Origin of the sequence: Streptomyces sp. NRRL F-5755 (assembly GCF_001279365.1) — a bacterium.
Lineage (GTDB): Bacteria > Actinomycetota > Actinomycetes > Streptomycetales > Streptomycetaceae > Streptomyces > Streptomyces rimosus.
This window is the reverse complement of record NZ_LGCW01000025.1, coordinates 71,076-87,216: the sequence shown is the minus strand read 5'-3', so window position 1 is coordinate 87,216 and position 16,141 is coordinate 71,076. Positions and strand designations below refer to the sequence as shown.

At 70.4% G+C, this 16,141-nt stretch carries 17 protein-coding genes; 7 read left to right on the top strand and 10 right to left on the bottom strand.

What is annotated here, in order from left to right; all coding sequences use genetic code 11:
* Positions 1-33: 33 nt before the first annotated feature.
* Positions 34-300, bottom strand: coding sequence for a protealysin inhibitor emfourin (locus tag ADK86_RS05055; RefSeq protein ID WP_053695477.1), 267 nt, complete (start codon positions 298-300; stop codon positions 34-36).
* Between the two features lie 62 nt (positions 301-362).
* Complete coding sequence (locus tag ADK86_RS05050; RefSeq protein WP_053695476.1) at positions 363-1,427, bottom strand: M4 family metallopeptidase; 1,065 nt, start codon at positions 1,425-1,427, stop codon at positions 363-365.
* A 303-nt stretch (positions 1,428-1,730) separates the two neighbouring features.
* On the opposite strand from ADK86_RS05050, the gene leuA reads away from it, so the two are divergent.
* From leuA to ADK86_RS05030, 4 genes are all read left to right on the top strand, one after another.
* Positions 1,731-3,509, top strand: a complete 1,779-nt coding sequence (leuA, locus tag ADK86_RS05045; RefSeq protein ID WP_053695475.1) for a 2-isopropylmalate synthase — start codon at positions 1,731-1,733, stop codon at positions 3,507-3,509.
* A 238-nt stretch (positions 3,510-3,747) separates the two neighbouring features.
* Positions 3,748-4,473, top strand: a complete 726-nt coding sequence (locus tag ADK86_RS05040) for a TerB family tellurite resistance protein (RefSeq protein WP_030595745.1) — start codon at positions 3,748-3,750, stop codon at positions 4,471-4,473.
* Positions 4,474-4,528: 55 nt separating this feature from the next.
* Positions 4,529-5,275, top strand: a complete 747-nt coding sequence (gene recO, locus ADK86_RS05035) for a DNA repair protein RecO (RefSeq protein WP_003980753.1) — start codon at positions 4,529-4,531, stop codon at positions 5,273-5,275.
* 104 nt (positions 5,276-5,379) lie between these two features.
* A complete protein-coding gene (locus ADK86_RS05030) occupies positions 5,380-6,195 on the top strand; it encodes an isoprenyl transferase (RefSeq protein WP_053695474.1) in 816 nt (271 codons plus the stop codon).
* Between the two features lie 79 nt (positions 6,196-6,274).
* Here ADK86_RS05030 and ADK86_RS05025 read toward each other — a convergent pair whose 3' ends face one another.
* From ADK86_RS05025 to ADK86_RS05010, 4 genes are all read right to left on the bottom strand, one after another.
* Positions 6,275-6,703, bottom strand: a complete 429-nt coding sequence (locus ADK86_RS05025; protein WP_053695473.1) for a Fur family transcriptional regulator — start codon at positions 6,701-6,703, stop codon at positions 6,275-6,277.
* Positions 6,704-6,800: 97 nt separating this feature from the next.
* Complete coding sequence (locus ADK86_RS05020) at positions 6,801-7,709, bottom strand: metal ABC transporter permease (RefSeq protein WP_053695472.1); 909 nt, start codon at positions 7,707-7,709, stop codon at positions 6,801-6,803.
* Between the two features lie 16 nt (positions 7,710-7,725).
* A complete protein-coding gene (locus ADK86_RS05015) occupies positions 7,726-8,499 on the bottom strand; it encodes a metal ABC transporter ATP-binding protein (protein ID WP_053695471.1) in 774 nt (257 codons plus the stop codon).
* A 79-nt stretch (positions 8,500-8,578) separates the two neighbouring features.
* Positions 8,579-9,577, bottom strand: coding sequence for a metal ABC transporter substrate-binding protein (locus tag ADK86_RS05010; RefSeq protein WP_053695470.1), 999 nt, complete (start codon positions 9,575-9,577; stop codon positions 8,579-8,581).
* Between the two features lie 199 nt (positions 9,578-9,776).
* Between ADK86_RS05010 and ADK86_RS05005 the strand changes: the two genes are divergently transcribed.
* Entirely contained in the window at positions 9,777-11,159 is a 1,383-nt protein-coding gene (locus ADK86_RS05005) for a glycine--tRNA ligase (RefSeq protein WP_003980747.1), read from the top strand.
* Between the two features lie 100 nt (positions 11,160-11,259).
* Here the strand turns inward: ADK86_RS05005 and ADK86_RS05000 are convergent, their stop codons facing one another.
* Positions 11,260-11,667 (bottom strand): hypothetical protein, encoded by a 408-nt coding sequence (locus ADK86_RS05000; protein ID WP_053695469.1) that lies wholly within the window; start codon positions 11,665-11,667, stop codon positions 11,260-11,262.
* Between the two features lie 176 nt (positions 11,668-11,843).
* Between ADK86_RS05000 and ADK86_RS04995 the strand changes: the two genes are divergently transcribed.
* Complete coding sequence (locus ADK86_RS04995; RefSeq protein ID WP_053695468.1) at positions 11,844-13,055, top strand: sensor histidine kinase; 1,212 nt, start codon at positions 11,844-11,846, stop codon at positions 13,053-13,055.
* Positions 13,056-13,075: 20 nt separating this feature from the next.
* On the top strand, positions 13,076-13,708 hold the full coding sequence (locus tag ADK86_RS04990; RefSeq protein ID WP_053695496.1) for a response regulator transcription factor: 633 nt from the start codon (positions 13,076-13,078) through the stop codon (positions 13,706-13,708).
* 4 nt (positions 13,709-13,712) lie between these two features.
* Here ADK86_RS04990 and ADK86_RS04985 read toward each other — a convergent pair whose 3' ends face one another.
* The 3 genes from ADK86_RS04985 to ADK86_RS04975 all read right to left on the bottom strand — a co-directional run bounded on the left by ADK86_RS04985 (position 13,713) and on the right by ADK86_RS04975 (position 16,093).
* Entirely contained in the window at positions 13,713-14,228 is a 516-nt protein-coding gene (locus ADK86_RS04985) for a Uma2 family endonuclease (RefSeq protein ID WP_324611369.1), read from the bottom strand.
* Between the two features lie 161 nt (positions 14,229-14,389).
* The gene (locus ADK86_RS04980; RefSeq protein ID WP_003980742.1) at positions 14,390-14,974 is read right to left on the bottom strand and encodes a TetR family transcriptional regulator; all 585 of its coding nucleotides are present in this window, start codon (positions 14,972-14,974) and stop codon (positions 14,390-14,392) included.
* Positions 14,975-15,085: 111 nt separating this feature from the next.
* On the bottom strand, positions 15,086-16,093 hold the full coding sequence (locus ADK86_RS04975) for an aldo/keto reductase (protein ID WP_053695466.1): 1,008 nt from the start codon (positions 16,091-16,093) through the stop codon (positions 15,086-15,088).
* Positions 16,094-16,141 lie beyond the last annotated feature (48 nt).

The following is a 16,141-nucleotide window of genomic DNA, read 5'->3' as shown; positions in this document are numbered from 1 at the left end:
TGCGGGAGGCGGGAGTTATCGCCCGGCGGCCGGTCAGCTGCCCTCCTTCAGCACTCTGCTGATCAGCTGGCGCTGTTCCTCGGTGAGGCGGGGGTCGGAGGCGTAGACCGTGTCGCCGTCGATGGTGATCTGGTAGCTGAAACCGTCGGGGACGCCAACCGGGGGCGTGCCCCGGCCGGCGGCGGCTGCCCGCTCGGCCAGGGCGTGCCATTCCGCGGCATCGGGCAGGCCCGAGGTGTCGACCTCGGCGTGCCGCTCGATGCCGGCGAAGCCGCCGGTGCGCCGTACTTGAATCCGCATGACGGGCTTCCTACCCAGTGGAACGCGGGGAAACGGACAGAACGGGCCAGAAGCGGTCGGGATCAGTTGCTGGGGACCCCCACCTGCGACCATGCCTTGAGGAGGGCCTGGAGCTCTGCGCCCTCACCGTACTTGCTGCGCGCCGTGGCGACCGTCAGGCGCGCGAAGTCGGCGAACTGGGCGTCCTTGTCCAGCTGGCCACCGGTCAGCGTGTCGTACCAGATCTGGCCGGCCCGCTCCCATGCGTTGCCGCCGAGGTCCGTGGCGAGCAGGTAGAAGGCGTGGTTGGGGATGCCGGAGTTGATGTGCACGCCGCCGTTGTCGCGCGAGGTCTTCACGTAGTGGTCCATCGTCGCGGGCTGCGGGTCCTTGCCCAGCACGTCGTCGTCGTACGCGGTGCCCGGGGCCTTCATCGAGCGCAGCGCCTCGCCGGTGACGTTCGGGCCGAGCAGCCCGGCGCCGATCAGCCAGTCGGCCTGGGAGGTGGTCTGGCCGAGCGCGTACTGCTTGATCAGCGAACCGAAGACGTCCGACATGGACTCGTTGAGCGCACCGGACTGACCGAAGTAGTCCAGGTTGGCGGTGTGCTGGGTCACGCCGTGGGTCAGTTCGTGGCCGATGACGTCGACGGGGATGGTGAAGTCGAGGAACAGGTCGTTGTCGCCGTCGCCGAAGACCATCCGCTGGCCGTCCCAGAAGGCGTTGTCGTAGTTCTCGCCGTAGTGGACGGTCGCGTTCAGCGGCAGGCCGGAGTCGTCGATCGAGTGCCGGCCGTACACCTTCAGGTACAGCTCGAAGGTGGCGCCGAGACCTGCGTGCGCGCGGTTGACGGAGGCGTCCTTCGACGGCTTGTCGGCCTCGGAGTGCACCTTCTTGCCCGGCAGCACCTCCTGGTGCTTCGCGTCGTAGATGGTGCGGTTCGGCTTCTCCGACGGGGTGCCGGTGGGCGCGCCGAGGCCGCGGACGGTGGTGATGCGGCGCCGGGTGCGCTGGAGGGCGTCGTGCTCCAGGGTGCGCAGGGCGCGCTCGGAGCGGCCGGCGTCCTCCAGCTGCGACAGGTGGTCGAGGACGTGGGGCGGCACGATCGTGCAGAAGACGGGGTGGGCCTCAGTGGCTTCAGGGTTCATGCACGGCAATGTGGCACTGGGTCATCACCCTGTCACTCCCTGCCGTCATGATTCCTGAAAACGTGTGGTTGATCGCGGTAAGGGGGTTACATCACCCCGGTCCCGCATACTGATACGGGGCCACCGTCCTCGTACTGCCTCGGCTAGGGTGCTGTGCATCATGCGTTACGGGCTGCTTCTCCTTAGCTGCCGCGGCGAGGGTCTGTTGTCGTAGGGCCGACCCCCTCCCCGCGGGATTCGGTGCTGCGATCTTCGCCCCGTCGGCCTCTTCCCCCGCGGACACACGAGGAGCCCCGCGTCATCATGACGAATCCGTCGATTCCTGCTGAGAACTCCGTCGGCCGCCCCACGCCCATCACCAACGCGACCCGCACCCAGAAGCCGTCCGGTCTGCCGGTCCACCGCTACGGCGCCTACGAGGCCGTGGACATCCCGGACCGCACCTGGCCGGACAACCGCATCACCGTGGCCCCCCGCTGGCTGTCCACGGACCTGCGCGACGGCAACCAGGCGCTGATCGACCCGATGTCGCCGGTCCGCAAGCGGGAGATGTTCGACCTGCTGGTGAAGATGGGCTACAAGGAGATCGAGGTCGGCTTCCCCTCGTCCGGCCAGACCGACTTCGACTTCGTCCGCTCGATCATCGAAGAGGGCGCGATCCCCGAGGACGTGACGATCTCCGTCCTGACGCAGGCCCGCGAGGAGCTGATCGAGCGGACCGTCGAGTCGCTGCGCGGCGCCCACAAGGCCACCGTCCACCTGTACAACGCCACCGCGCCGGTCTTCCGCCGGGTGGTCTTCCGCGGCTCGCGCGAGCAGGTCAAGCAGATCGCGGTGGACGGCACCCGGCTGGTCATGGAGTACGCGGACAAGATCCTGGGCGACGAGACGGCCTTCGGCTACCAGTACAGCCCGGAGATCTTCACCGACACCGAGCTGGACTTCGCGCTGGAGGTCTGCGAGGGCGTCATGGACGTCTGGCAGCCCGAGGCGGGGCGCGAGATCATCCTGAACCTGCCGGCCACCGTCGAGCGCTCCACCCCCTCCACCCACGCCGACCGCTTCGAGTGGATGTCGCGCAACCTGTCGCGGCGCGAGTACATCTGCCTGTCCGTGCACCCGCACAACGATCGCGGTACCGCGGTGGCTGCCGCCGAGCTGGCGATCATGGCGGGCGCGGACCGTATCGAGGGCTGCCTGTTCGGCCAGGGCGAGCGCACCGGCAACGTCGACCTGGTCACCCTGGGCATGAACCTGTTCAGCCAGGGCGTGGACCCGCAGATCGACTTCTCGCAGATCGACGAGATCCGCCGGACCGCCGAGTACTGCAACCAGATGGAGATCCACCCGCGCCACCCCTACGCGGGCGACCTGGTCTACACCGCCTTCTCCGGCTCCCACCAGGACGCCATCAAGAAGGGCTTCGAGGCCATGGAGGTCCAGGCGGCGGAGCAGGGCAAGGACGTGGACGACCTGGAGTGGGCCGTTCCGTACCTGCCCATCGACCCCAAGGACGTCGGCCGCTCGTACGAGGCCGTGATCCGCGTCAACTCGCAGTCCGGCAAGGGCGGCATCGCCTACGTCCTGAAGAACGACCACAAGCTGGACCTGCCGCGCCGGATGCAGATCGAGTTCTCGAAGATCATCCAGGAGAAGACCGACGCCGAGGGCGGCGAGGTCACGCCGGACGCGATCTGGTCGGCCTTCCAGGACGAGTACCTGCCGACCCCGGAGAACGCCTGGGGCCGGATCGCGCTGCGCAGCGCGCAGACCTCCACCACCACCGAGAACACCGACGCACTGACCGTCGAGGCGGTCGTGGACGGCGCCGACGCGGTCCTGACCGGCACCGGCAACGGCCCGCTGGCGGCGTTCTTCGACGCGCTGCACGCCATCGACGTGGACGTACGGCTGCTGGACTACGTCGAGCACACGATGAGCGAGGGCGTGGGCGCCCAGGCCGCCGCGTACATCGAGTGCGCGATCGGCGACAAGGTGCTGTGGGGCGTCGGCATCGACGGCAACATCGTGCGCGCTTCGATCAAGGCGGCCGTCTCCGCGGTCAACCGCGCGAGCCGCTGATCACCGGGCCGTCCGCGCGGATCGGCGCACGGCCCGGCGGACGGCCCGCCGGACGGCCCTGACCTGCGGCGTACCCGGCGCCCCCCGGTTCTCCTCGCGAGCGCCGGGGGGCGCTTGGGCGTTCAACCGGTTTAAACGGCCGTCTTGTCCGGTCCGCAGTACTGACGACACATCTCCGATGTGGCTAACATCACGTCAACGCGGCAAGGATGCCGGAGCGTTACGGAGGGTCGACGTGATGCACAAACTGGCTGTGGTGGGTGTGCGGACGTCCTGGCGCACCGTCGCCGACGGCGAGTTCTTCTGCCCCGAGTGCGGCGGGGACCGCAACTACCTCCGGCGGACCGGCCGCCGCCGGCTGACCGTCCTGGGCCTGCCGCTGCTGCCGCGCGGCACCGCGGGCCCGGTCGTCGAGTGCTCCGCCTGCCGCGGCCACTTCGCGCTGGACGCGCTGGACCATCCCACCACGACCCGCTTCTCGGCGATGCTGCGGGACGCCGTGCACACCGTCACGCTGGCCGTGCTGGCCGCCGGCGGCACCACCTCGCCCGGGGTGCGCAGCACCGCCGTCGGCACGGTGCGCGCCGCGGGCTTCGCGGACTGTACGGAGGACCAGCTGCTGACCCTGCTCGCCGCGCTCGCCGCCGACACCGGCCGGCTGCCCGGCGCGCACGACGGCGCCCTGTCGCGTACGGCCTCCGGCAGCCTGGGACGGCCCGGCGGCGGGCTCGACCCGTGCGGCACGGCGCTGGCCATAGAGCTGCACGAGGCCCTGGAGCCGCTGGCCCCGCACCTCGCCCCGGCCGGCCGGGAGTCCCTGCTCCTCCAGGGCGCCAGGATCGCCCTCGCCGACGGCCCGTACCTGCCGTCCGAGCGCGAGGTCCTGACCACCGTCGGCACGGCCCTCCTGCTGTGCCCGGACGACACCGCCCGGCTGCTGGCGGCGGCCCGCACGCCGTCCTGAGGCCGCACCCCGGGGCCGTACGGCCGTCCCCGCCGGGTGCGCGAGAATGGACCGCATGAGTCTGTTCCGCGATGACGGCATTGTGCTGCGTACCCAGAAGCTGGGCGAGGCGGACCGGATCATCACCTTCCTCACCCGCGGTCACGGCCGGGTCCGGGCGGTGGCCCGGGGCGTGCGCCGCACGAAGTCCAAGTTCGGCGCGCGGCTGGAGCCGTTCTCCCACGTCGACGTGCAGTTCTACGCCCGCGGCAGCGAGCTGGTCGGGCGCGGTCTGCCGATGTGCACACAGAGTGAGACCATCGCGCCCTACGGTGGCGGCATCGTCACGGACTACGCCCGCTACACCGCCGGCACGGCCATGCTGGAGACCGCCGAGCGCTTCACCGACCACGAGGGCGAGCCGGCCGTGCAGCAGTATCTGCTGCTGGTCGGCGGGCTGCGGACGCTGGCGCGCGGCGAGCACGAACCGCATCTGGTGCTGGACGCGTTCCTGCTGCGCTCGCTCGCGGTCAACGGCTACGCCCCCAGCTTCGACGGCTGCGCCAAGTGCGGCCTGCCCGGCCCGAATCGATTCTTCTCGGTGGGCTCCGGCGGCGTGGTGTGCGGCGACTGCCGGGTGCCGGGCAGCGTCGTACCCTCCTCGGAGGCCATCGCGCTGCTCGCGGCGCTGCTGTCCGGCGACTGGGCGACGGCGGACGCGTGCGAGCCCCGGCACGTACGGGAGGGCAGCGGGCTCGTCGCGGCGTATCTGCAGTGGCACTTGGAGCGCGGACTGCGCTCGCTGCGGTACGTGGAGAAGTAGATAGGCTCAGCAGCTCGAAGGCGAGTACCGGTGCGGAGGCCGGGCGGCGGCCCGGACCGAACCCACCACGCAGTACGCACTACGGCATAGGAGATGTGGACGGGATGGCACGACGCGGAATTCTGGGGCGCGGCCGACGCGAATACGAGACGCCCGAGCCGCACCCCTCCGGTGCGCGTCCGCCGAAGATCCCCGGCGAGCTGGTCCCGAACCACGTGGCGATCGTCATGGACGGCAACGGCCGCTGGGCCAAGGAGCGCGGGCTGCCCCGCACGGAGGGCCACAAGGTCGGCGAGGGCGTCGTCCTCGACGTGCTCAAGGGCTGCATCGAGATGGGCGTCAAGAACCTGTCGCTGTACGCCTTCTCCACGGAGAACTGGAAGCGCTCGCCCGAGGAGGTGCGCTTCCTGATGAACTTCAACCGCGATGTCATCCGCCGCCGCCGGGACGAGATGGACGCGCTGGGCATCCGTATCCGCTGGGTCGGCCGGATGCCGAAGCTGTGGAAGTCCGTGGTGCAGGAACTCCAGGTCGCCCAGGAGCAGACCAAGGACAACGACGCCATGACGCTGTACTTCTGCGTCAACTACGGCGGCCGGGCGGAGATCGCGGACGCGGCGGCGGCCATCGCCGCGGATGTGCGGGCCGGGAAGCTGGACCCGAACAAGGTCAACGAGAAGACCGTGGCCAAGTACATGTACTACCCGGACATGCCGGACGTGGACCTGTTCGTACGGCCCTCCGGCGAGCAGCGCACGTCCAACTACCTGATCTGGCAGAGCGCCTACGCGGAGATGGTGTTCCAGGACATTCTCTGGCCGGATTTCGACCGGCGGAACCTGTGGGACGCCTGCCTCGAATACGCCAAGCGGGACCGCCGCTTCGGCGCGGCGCCGGAGGCGGAGCCCGCGAAGAAGTAGCGCCGCCGCCCCACCCGCACACGGACGAGGCCGGACCCCTGGTCAGGGGTCCGGCCTCGTCCGTGTGCGGTACGCCGCGTCAGGCGGAGCCTTCGGCCGCCTTGGCCGAGCACTCGCCGCACGTACCGAAGATCTCGATGGTGTGCCCGACGTCCTGGAAGCCGTGCTCGGCGGCGATCTGGTCCGCCCACTTCTCCACGGCCGGGCCCTCCACCTCGACGGCCTTGCCGCAGGTGCGGCAGACCAGGTGGTGGTGATGATCGTCGGTGCTGCACCGGCGGTAGACGGCCTCGCCGTCGTTGGTCCGCAGCACGTCGACCTCGCCCGCGTCGGCGAGGGACTGCAGCGTCCGGTAGACCGTCGTCAGCCCGACCGAGTCCCCCCGGTGCTTGAGCATGTCGTGCAGTTCCTGCGCGCTGCGGAACTCGTCCACCTCGTCCAGCGCCGCCGCCACGGCGGCCCGCTGCCGTGTCGCCCGGCCACGCACCGGAGATCCAGCGCTCGCCACCGTTGCCTCCCTAGGTCTCGGGACGTCCCCCTGCACATCAGTCCGGCCATTGTGCCAGGTGATGACCGGAGCCCGGGTGCAACGCTTACGCGTATCCCTACCCCTTGGCCCCCTGCACGCTGACATCGTCGCCGGGGGAGCGGCTGCCGGGCACGTCCAGACTGCACTGCTTCGCGGCCTTGGCCGCGGCCCTCGCGCGCTTTCCGGCCAGCGGCGCGGCCAGCGCCGCCATCAGGGCGAAGACCGCGATGGCCAGCAGCACGATGCTCGCGCCGGGCGGCACGTCCACGTAGAAGGAGAAGACCGTACCGGAGAGGGTGACGACGACTCCGATGGCGACGGACAGCGCGAGGGTCATCGCGAAGCCGCGGGTGGCCTGCTGCGCGGCGGCCACCGGCACCACCAGCAGCGCGCTGACCAGCAGCAGTCCGACGGCGCGCATCGCGACTGTGACGGTGAGCGCGGCGGTGACCGCGAGCAGCAGGTTCAGCCACCGCACCGGCAGGCCCATCACCCGCGCGAACTCCTCGTCCTGGCAGACGGCGAACAGCTGCCGGCGCAGGCCGAGCGTGACCGCCATCACAAAGGCGGCCAGGACGCAGGTGACCGTCACGTCCTCGGCGGAGACGCTGGTGATCGAGCCGAAGAGGTAGGTGGTCAGGTTGGCGGTGGAGCCGCCGGGCGCCAGGTTGATGATCATCACGCCGCCGGCCATGCCGCCGTAGAAGAGCATCGCCAGCGCGATGTCGCCGCGGGTACGGCCCTTGGAGCGCACCAGTTCCATGACGATCGCGCCGAGCGCGGCGACCAGCACGGCCATCCACACGGGCGAGGCGCGCAGCAGGAAGCCCAGCGCGACACCGGTCAGCGCGACATGCCCGATGCCGTCGCCCATGATCGCCTGGCGGCGCTGGACGAGGTAGATGCCGACGGCCGGCGCGGTGATGCCGACCAGGAGGGCGGCGAGCAGCGCCCGCTGCATGAAGGCGTAGTTCAGGAGGTCCATGTCAGGTCAGTCCGTCTCAGGTCAGCAGCCCGGTACGGACCGGCTCGGCGGCCGGGTCCGCGTGCGGGTGGACGTGGTCGTGGCCCGGGAGGGCGTGTTGGCCGACCGCCTTGGGCGGCGGGCCGTCGTGCACCACGCAGCCGTCGCGCAGCACCACGGCGCGGTCGATCAGCGGCTCCAGCGGGCCCAGCTCGTGCAGCACGAGCAGCACGGTGGCGCCCGCCACGACCTGTTTCCGCAGCGTCTCGGCCAGCACCTCCTGGCTGGCCAGGTCCACCCCGGCCATCGGCTCGTCCATGATCAGCAGTTCCGGGGAACCGACCAGCGCGCGGGCGATCAGCACCCGCTGGTGCTGGCCGCCGGAGAGCGCCTCGGCGGAGTCCTTGGCGCGGTCCGCCATGCCCACCAGGTCCAGCGCCCGGTGGACGGCGTCCCGGTCGGCCCGGCCGGGCCACTTCAGCTTCGTACGGGCCAGCCGGCCGGACGCGACGATCTCGCGGACGGTGGCGGGCACACCGCCCGCCGCGGTGGTGCGCTGCGGCACGTACCCGATGCGCGCCCAGTCCTTGAACCGGCGCTGCGGGGTGCCGAACAGTTCCAGTTCGCCGCTGGTCAGAGGCACCTGACCGACCACGGCGCGTACGGCGGTCGACTTCCCCGAGCCGTTGGCCCCGAGCAGGGCCACCACCTCGCCCCGCCGTACGGTCAGGTCGACGCCGCGCAGGACGGGGCGCGCGCCGAGCGCCGCACCCGCCCCGCGCAGCGATATGACCGTTTCCTGGTCCTTCATGGCCGCATCCTCCCGTCGTGCCGTACGTACCTGTCCCGCCGGGTGCCCGGCCGTCCGCCCCGCTGTGCCGCCCGCCGGGTCACCGGGCGCCGAGCGCCTTCTGGAGGGCGGCGAGGTTGGACTCCATGACCTGGATGTAGTCATCGCCCGCGGACTTGTCGGTGATCCCCTCGATGGGGTCGAGCACGGCGGTCTTGACGCCGAGGTCCTTGGCGAGGGTCTTGGCCATCGCCGGGCTGGCCAGCGTCTCGGAGAAGACCGTGTCGACGTGGTGGTCCCTGGCCAGCTTCTGCAGTTCCTTCATGCGGCTGCCGCTGACGTCGCCCGACTCGGGGTCGATGCCGCTGATGGCCTCCTCGGTGAGGCCGTAGCGCTCGGCGAGGTAGCCGAAGGCGGCGTGGGTGGTGATGAAGGTGTCCGCCTTCTTGTTCTTCAGCCCGTCCTCGAACTTCTTGTTCAGGTCGCCGAGCTTCTTGACCAGGTCGTCGGTGTTGCGGGCGTAGTCGGCCTTGTGTGCGGGGTCGGCGTCCGCGAACGCCTTGCCGACGCCCTTGGCGACCTGGGAGAACTTCACCGGGTCGAGCCAGATGTGCGGGTCGTTGCCGTCCGCCTCGTGGTCGTGGCCCTCGTGGCCGTGCTCGTCGTGCTCCCCGTGCCCGGTGCCGTTGTCGCCGGTGGTGTGGTCGTGGCCGTCCACCTCGTCGCCGTGCTTCTTCAGCTGGGTCAGGGACGCGGCGTCCACGATGTGCTGCACGCCGGACTGCTGGACGACCTTGTCGATGGCGGGCTGGATGCCCTTGAGATAGACGATCGCGTCCGACTCGCCGAGGTCGGCGGTCTGCCGGGGAGTGAGCTCCAGGTCGTGCGGCTCGGTGCCGGGCGAGGTCAGGTCGGTGACCTTGACGTGGTCCTTGCCGATCTCCTTGGCCAGGAACTCCATCGGGTAGAACGACGCCGTCACGTTCAGCTTGCCGTCGGCCCGGCCCCCGCCGGAGTCGGAGCAGGCGGAGAGCGCGAGCATGCCGAGCACGGAGGCTCCGGCCATGACGGCGGCGGGTATGTGACGTCGTACGTTCATGACAGTCATTTTCAACAAAAGTGGAAACGATTGTCAACAAAGGGGCCCGGGGCCGACCGGCGGTGAACCGATTTGATCCGGGGGGCAGGCGCGCCGGTACCCTGAGCTATTCGCCCGCACGTCTCCCGACCACCCCCCTCACGGAGACGCCTGGGCGCCGCTCCTATTAATCGTTCGTCGTCGCAATGAAGAGAGCACCGTGGCCGCCGACAAGATCGACACAATCGTCAGCCTGAGCAAGCGCCGTGGCTTTGTATACCCGTGCAGCGAGATCTACGGCGGCCAGCGCGCCGCCTGGGATTACGGCCCGCTCGGCGTCGAGCTCAAGGAGAACATCAAGCGCCAGTGGTGGCGTTCCATGGTCACCTCGCGCGACGACGTGGTCGGTATCGACTCGTCGGTGATCCTGGCCCCCGAGGTCTGGGTGGCCTCCGGCCACGTCGCCACCTTCACCGACCCGCTGACCGAGTGCACCGCCTGCCACAAGCGGTTCCGCGCCGACCACCTGGAAGAGGCGTACGAGGCCAAGCACGGCCGCCTGCCCGAGAACGGCCTGGCCGACGTCAACTGCCCCAACTGCGGCAACAAGGGCCAGTTCACCGAGCCCAAGCAGTTCTCCGGCCTGCTCTCCACCCACCTCGGCCCCACCCAGGACAGCGGCTCGGTCGCCTACCTGCGCCCCGAGACCGCCCAGGGCATCTTTACCAACTTCGCCCAGGTCCAGCAGACCTCCCGCAAGAAGCCGCCGTTCGGCATCGCGCAGATGGGCAAGTCCTTCCGCAACGAGATCACGCCCGGCAACTTCATCTTCCGCACCCGCGAGTTCGAGCAGATGGAGATGGAGTTCTTCGTCAAGCCGGGCGAGGACGAGCAGTGGCAGGAGTACTGGATGGAGCAGCGGTGGAACTGGTACCGCGACCTCGGCATCCGTGAGGAGAACATCCGCTGGTACGAGCACCCCGCCGAGAAGCTCTCGCACTACTCCAAGCGCACCGCTGACATCGAGTACCGCTTCCAGTTCGGCGGCTCCGAGTGGGGCGAGCTGGAGGGCGTCGCCAACCGTACGGACTACGACCTGTCCTCGCACTCCAAGGCGTCCGGCCAGGACCTGTCGTACTTCGACCAGGAGGCCGGCGAGCGCTACACCCCGTACGTCATCGAGCCGGCGGCCGGTGTCGGCCGCGCCATGCTCGCCTTCATGCTCGACGCGTACAACGAGGACGAGGCGCCGAACGCCAAGGGCAAGATGGAAAAGCGCACGGTGCTGCGCCTCGACCCGCGCCTGTCGCCGGTCAAGGTCGCCGTGCTGCCGCTGTCCCGCAACCCGCAGCTCTCGCCGAAGGCCAAGGGCCTGGCCGCCGACCTGCGCAAGAACTGGAACATCGACTTCGACGACGCGGGCGCCATCGGCCGCCGCTACCGCCGCCAGGACGAGATCGGCACGCCGTTCTGCGTCACCGTCGACTTCGACACCCTGGACGACAACGCGGTCACCGTGCGCGAGCGCGACACGATGAAGCAGGAGCGGGTGTCGCTGGACCAGATCCAGTCGTACCTGGGCGGGCGTCTGCTCGGCTGCTGACGCCAGTCGGTTTGTCGCACATCGGCCGGGCCGGGGGATCCCGGCCCGGCCGATGTGCGTACCGGGACATTGCAGCCCGGCCGGCGTTTGAGGGCATCTTTCACCGGGCCGCCCGCGCGGCGAGCGCCGCACAGAGCGCCGCCAGCGGCAGCTCCGCCCCGACGGCCATGGCCACGGCACTCGCCAGCTCGCCACCCGGCCCGGCAGTCGCCACATCGACGCACGCATCGGCGACGAGCAGAACCGCGGCCACCGCCGCCGCGGCCCGGTGACCCGGCCGCCCCGCCATCAGCCGCGTACCGGCGACCAGCAGGCACGCCGCCTCGACCGCGTCCAGCGCCACCCACGCCATCGCCTCCGCGGGCGGCAGCGTCCCCGCGAGGTACCCCATCCACGGCAGCAGGGCCAGCCCGGCGCCGGTCAGCGCCCGGCCCGCCCACGTGCGGCGGCTCGCCGCAGGGGCGAACCGGCAAGCGGGGTAAGGGGAGTTGAGGGCGATGAGCGCCATGGTCGGGCCCTTCCGGACGGTGGCGAACCCGGCCTTCGGGCTCGTGATCCACTCTTCCGGGACGGGCGGCCACCGTCAGTAACGCCGCTTTCCGACCTGGGGTGGTACCAGTTGCACCCCCGGAGCGGAATCTGTCGCCATGGCTCGCCCGCCGGGCCCCGCATACCGTATGGATCATGACCATCCCACCGCGGCTGCGCCGTGCTCTGGTACGGCTGCGCCGCGATCTTCTCTTCATCGGCGCCGGGCTGCCGCTGCACGCGATACCCGTACTCCTGGGGCTGTGGGCCATCACGCAGCTCGTCGGCCTGCTGGAAGGCTCCTCGGACGCCGCGCCGTTCGTCCTGCCGGTGGCACTGGGACTGCTCCTCGTCGCCGCCTACTGCCTCACCGAGGCCCAGCGCTGGCGATTCCGCGCCCTGTGCGGCGTGGACCTGCCAAGGTTGCGCTTTCGTGAAGCCAAGCGGCAGTGGGCCTACAACTGCCTGATCGGGCCGCTCTTCGGCCTCCTCGAACTCCTGGTGCTCGGCGTGCTCGCGGCGGCCCTGACCGCGGCGACCAGCCTGCTGTGGGTCGAGCTGCTGGGGTGGCAGTGGCGGGTGAACCACATGGGGGTCTGGACCTGGGCCGGGTACGCCACGGCCGTCGGCCTGCTCGTCCTGGCCGCCGTACCCGCCCTGGCCGGCGGCCTCGTACGGCTGGAGAACCTCGTCGGCCGCGCGGTGCTGCACGTCAGCCGGTCCGAGGAGCTCAAGCGGCGGGTCGAGGACCTGACCACGAGCCGGGCCGGCGCGGTCGACGCCGCCGACGCCGAACGCCGCCGTATCGAACGGGACCTGCACGACGGCGCGCAGCAGCGGCTGGTCGCGCTCGCGCTGAACCTGGGACTGGCCAAGGCCACGCTCAAGGACCTGCCGCCGGAGGCGCAGCAGGTCATCGACGAGGCGCACCGGGAGGCCAAGGAGGCCATCGAGGAACTGAACAGCCTGGTGCGCGGGCTGCACCCGGCCGTACTGGACGAACTCGGCCTGGACGCCGCCCTGTCGGGCCTCGCGGCACGGGCGCCCCTGCCCGTACGGCTGTGGACGGACCTGCCCGAGCGGGCCGCGCCGGCGGTCGAGGCGGTCGCCTACTTCGTCGTCTCCGAAGCGCTCAACAACGTGGCCAAGCACGCGGACGCGACCCGGGCCGAGGTGACCGTGACCCGGCTGGGGGAGATACTTCGGGTGGTCGTCGCCGACGACGGAGTGGGCGGGGCCGATCCGTCCGGGGGGAGCGGTCTGAAGGGGCTCGCCCAGCGCGTGCGCTCCGTGGACGGGGCGTTCCGGATCAGCAGCCCCGCCGGGGGCCCGACCACCATGACCGTGGAGTTGCCGTGCACGACCTGACGCCCGCCGTACGCCGCGCCGTGATCGCCGAGGACTCCGTCCTGCTGCGGGTCGGCCTGGTGAAGGTGCTGGAGACGGCCGGGTTCGAGGTGGCCGCCGAGGCGGGGGACGCGCAGGCGCTGCTGGCGGCGGTGGCGGAGCACCGTCCCGACCTCGCGGTGGTGGACGTACGGATGCCGCCCGGCTTCACGGACGAGGGGGTGCGCGCGGCGCTGGAGATCCGGGAGCGGTGGCCGGACACCGCCGTACTGATGCTGTCGCAGTACGTGGAGGAACGGTACGCCGCCCACCTCCTCGCCTCGAACACCAGCGGTATCGGCTATCTGCTCAAGCAGCGGGTCGCCGATGTCGAAGAGTTCATCGAGGCACTGCGCCGGGTCGCCGACGGCGGTACGGCACTGGACCCGCAGGTGGTGGCCCAGCTGCTGGTACGTCGGCGGAGCGACCCCCTGGAGCGGCTGACCGAACGCGAGCGGGAGGTCCTGGCGCTGATGGCGGAGGGGCGCTCGAACGCGGGCATCGCGGGAGCGCTCGTGGTGAGCGAGTCGGCGGTCGCCAAACACATCAACAGCATCCTGGCGAAGCTGGACCTGCCGAGGGCCGACGCGGATCATCGGCGGGTGCTGGCGGTGTTGCGGTTCTTGGGGGTGTGAAGGGCTAACGGCTGCGCCGGAGGAAGTCGGTGGTGTCCAGGTCGCAGTCGAAAGGCTTGGGGATGCGGAGTTTGTTGCCGAACATCGTGGTCTCAGAACCGTTGTAGCCGTTCTCGGAGGGTCCCCAGAAGACCGTTGTCTGCTGCTTCTGCATGTCCACGAGCAGATACACCGGCACACCGACGCGTCCGTACACAGCGAGTTTGTCCCCCCAGTCCACATCACGCGTCGATGTGGAGGTCAGCTCACCGACCAGGGAAAGTGCTTCGCCGTCGAGGAAGACGTCGTCAGTGTCGAACACGCTCGCAGCTGCGGCGTAGACGTCTGGTCCGTAAGCCCGTTCCTGCCCAGGGAAGGCGAACAAGAAGGGGGCGGACTCAAGACGATGAGGTTGCGGAGCGTATGGAGCCAGCTGTGATCGGATCGACCACATGACGTTGCCGTAGTAACCCCTCGACCATGGCGACACGACGATGTTCCCCCCGATGATTTCCGCCCGGTAACCATCGGGCACATGCATGCTCAGGAGCGTCTGGCACAGCTCCTGGAAGCGGGCTGGGCCACGGGGAACGTCTATGGCCTTCGATCGTTCGGACATCACTGTCATGATGCGCCTTTCTCGCGAAGTGAGCCAGTCAACACACAGCGTAGTCGGCGCCACTGACAGCCGTCGCGGTTCCGTCAAACCCCCAACCCCCGCAACACCAACTCCACCACCGCCTCCATCGCCTCCTCGATGCCGGGCTTCGCCCACTCCGCCGCGTAGCAGGGGTCGTGGAAGCGGCCCGTCGCGTCGAAGACGGCCCGCGCACGCACCGCCGAGTCGCCCGGCGCGAACGCGCCTTGCTCGATGCCGTCGAGGATGATGGCCGCCAACTGGCCGGTCAGGTCGGCGACATGGCGTTCCACGACGCCGCCGCTCTCGTCGACCAGCGTCATGTAGGTCGCGAACAGTTCGGGGTCGTCGCCCGCCTTGTGCTGCTTCGCGGTGAACAGCGCGCGCACCCAGCGGCGCAGTCGCTCCGGCGCGGGGCCGTCCTCGGCGACGATGGCCTGGAGCTGTTTGCTCGTACGGTCCAGCCAGCGCTGCGTGACCGCCTCGCGCAGTGCCGTCTTCGTACGGAAGTGGCGGTAGACGCTGCCGTGGCTGACGCCCAGCGCGCGCGCCACGTCCACGACGGTCGCCTTGGCCGGGCCGTAGCGGCGCAGGACGTCCTCGGTGGCTTCGAGGATGCGTTCGGGGGTCAGGGTCTCGGCGGGTGGCATGGGGGCGTACGGCCTTTCGCTCGGGGGCGCCGCGCGGGGGCGTCCTGGTACGGACGCGGAGGCGTCCTCCTACGGACCGTACCCGGACGCCCCCTGGCCGTGCCCTTAAGGTCAGCGCTCGCTGTCCAGGAGGGCCATCTGCTGCTCCGGGTAGCGGTCGCCGGCGACGGCGTCCGCCGGGACGGCGCGCTCGATGGCCGCGAGGTCGTCGGCGGTCAGCGTGACGTCCAGCGCGCCCAGCGCCTCGGTCAGCCGGTCGCGGCGGCGGGCGCCGACCAGCGGGACGATGTCCTCGCCCTGGGCGAGGACCCACGCGATGGCGGTCTGCGCGACGGTGACGCCCTTCTGCTCGGCGATCTCGCGCAGCGCGTCGGTCAGGTCGAGGTTGCGGTGCAGGTTCTCGCCCTGGAAGCGCGGGCTCGCGGCGCGGAAGTCGCCCGCGTCCAGCTTGCGGTCGCGCGTGAAGTGGCCGCTGAGCAGGCCGCGGGAGAGCACGCCGTACGCGGTGATGCCGATGCCCAGTTCGCGCGCGGTCGGCAGGATCTTCTCCTCGATGCCGCGGGAGACGAGCGCGTACTCGATCTGGAGGTCGGAGATCGGGGCGACGGCGGCGGCCCGGCGCAGGGTGTCCGCGCCCACTTCGGACAGGCCGATGTGCCGTACGTGACCGGCCTCGACCAGTTCGGCGATGGCGCCGACCGTCTCCTCGATCGGCACGTCCGGGTCGAGGCGGGCGAGCCGGTAGATGTCGATGTGGTCGGTGCCCAGGCGCTGGAGCGAGTACGCGGCGAAGCTCTTCACCGCCGCCGGGCGGCCGTCGAACCCGATGAAGTCGCCTTCGACGGTGCGCTGGGCGCCGAACTTCACGCTGGTCAGCGCCTGCTCGCGGCGGGCGGCGGGCGCACTGCGCAGCGCCTCGTTGATCAGCAGTTCGTTGTGGCCCATGCCGTAGAAGTCGCCGGTGTCCAGCAGGGTGACGCCGGCTTCGAGGGCCGCGTGGATGGTGGCGATGGATTCGGCGCGGTCGCCGGGGTCGCCGTACAGGGCGGACATGCCCATGCAGCCGAGGCCGAGGGCCGAGGTTTGCGGGCCGGTGGTGCCGAGGGTGCGGGTCTGCACGGGGTGCTCCTCAGTCGCGGTGGGTGGGGTGGCGGGCCGCCGCGCGCC

Coding starts and splice junctions, on each gene's coding strand:
- ADK86_RS05055 (WP_053695477.1), bottom strand. CDS start 300: ATGCGGATTCAAGTACGGCGCACCGGCGGCTTCGCCGGCATCGAGCGG.
- ADK86_RS05050 (WP_053695476.1), bottom strand. CDS start 1,427: ATGAACCCTGAAGCCACTGAGGCCCACCCCGTCTTCTGCACGATCGTG.
- leuA (WP_053695475.1), top strand. CDS start 1,731: ATGACGAATCCGTCGATTCCTGCTGAGAACTCCGTCGGCCGCCCCACG.
- ADK86_RS05040 (WP_030595745.1), top strand. CDS start 3,748: ATGCACAAACTGGCTGTGGTGGGTGTGCGGACGTCCTGGCGCACCGTC.
- recO (WP_003980753.1), top strand. CDS start 4,529: ATGAGTCTGTTCCGCGATGACGGCATTGTGCTGCGTACCCAGAAGCTG.
- ADK86_RS05030 (WP_053695474.1), top strand. CDS start 5,380: ATGGCACGACGCGGAATTCTGGGGCGCGGCCGACGCGAATACGAGACG.
- ADK86_RS05020 (WP_053695472.1), bottom strand. CDS start 7,709: ATGGACCTCCTGAACTACGCCTTCATGCAGCGGGCGCTGCTCGCCGCC.
- ADK86_RS05015 (WP_053695471.1), bottom strand. CDS start 8,499: ATGAAGGACCAGGAAACGGTCATATCGCTGCGCGGGGCGGGTGCGGCG.
- ADK86_RS05010 (WP_053695470.1), bottom strand. CDS start 9,577: ATGAACGTACGACGTCACATACCCGCCGCCGTCATGGCCGGAGCCTCC.
- ADK86_RS05000 (WP_053695469.1), bottom strand. CDS start 11,667: ATGGCGCTCATCGCCCTCAACTCCCCTTACCCCGCTTGCCGGTTCGCC.
- ADK86_RS04995 (WP_053695468.1), top strand. CDS start 11,844: ATGACCATCCCACCGCGGCTGCGCCGTGCTCTGGTACGGCTGCGCCGC.
- ADK86_RS04985 (WP_324611369.1), bottom strand. CDS start 14,228: ATGCATGTGCCCGATGGTTACCGGGCGGAAATCATCGGGGGGAACATC.
- ADK86_RS04980 (WP_003980742.1), bottom strand. CDS start 14,974: ATGCCACCCGCCGAGACCCTGACCCCCGAACGCATCCTCGAAGCCACC.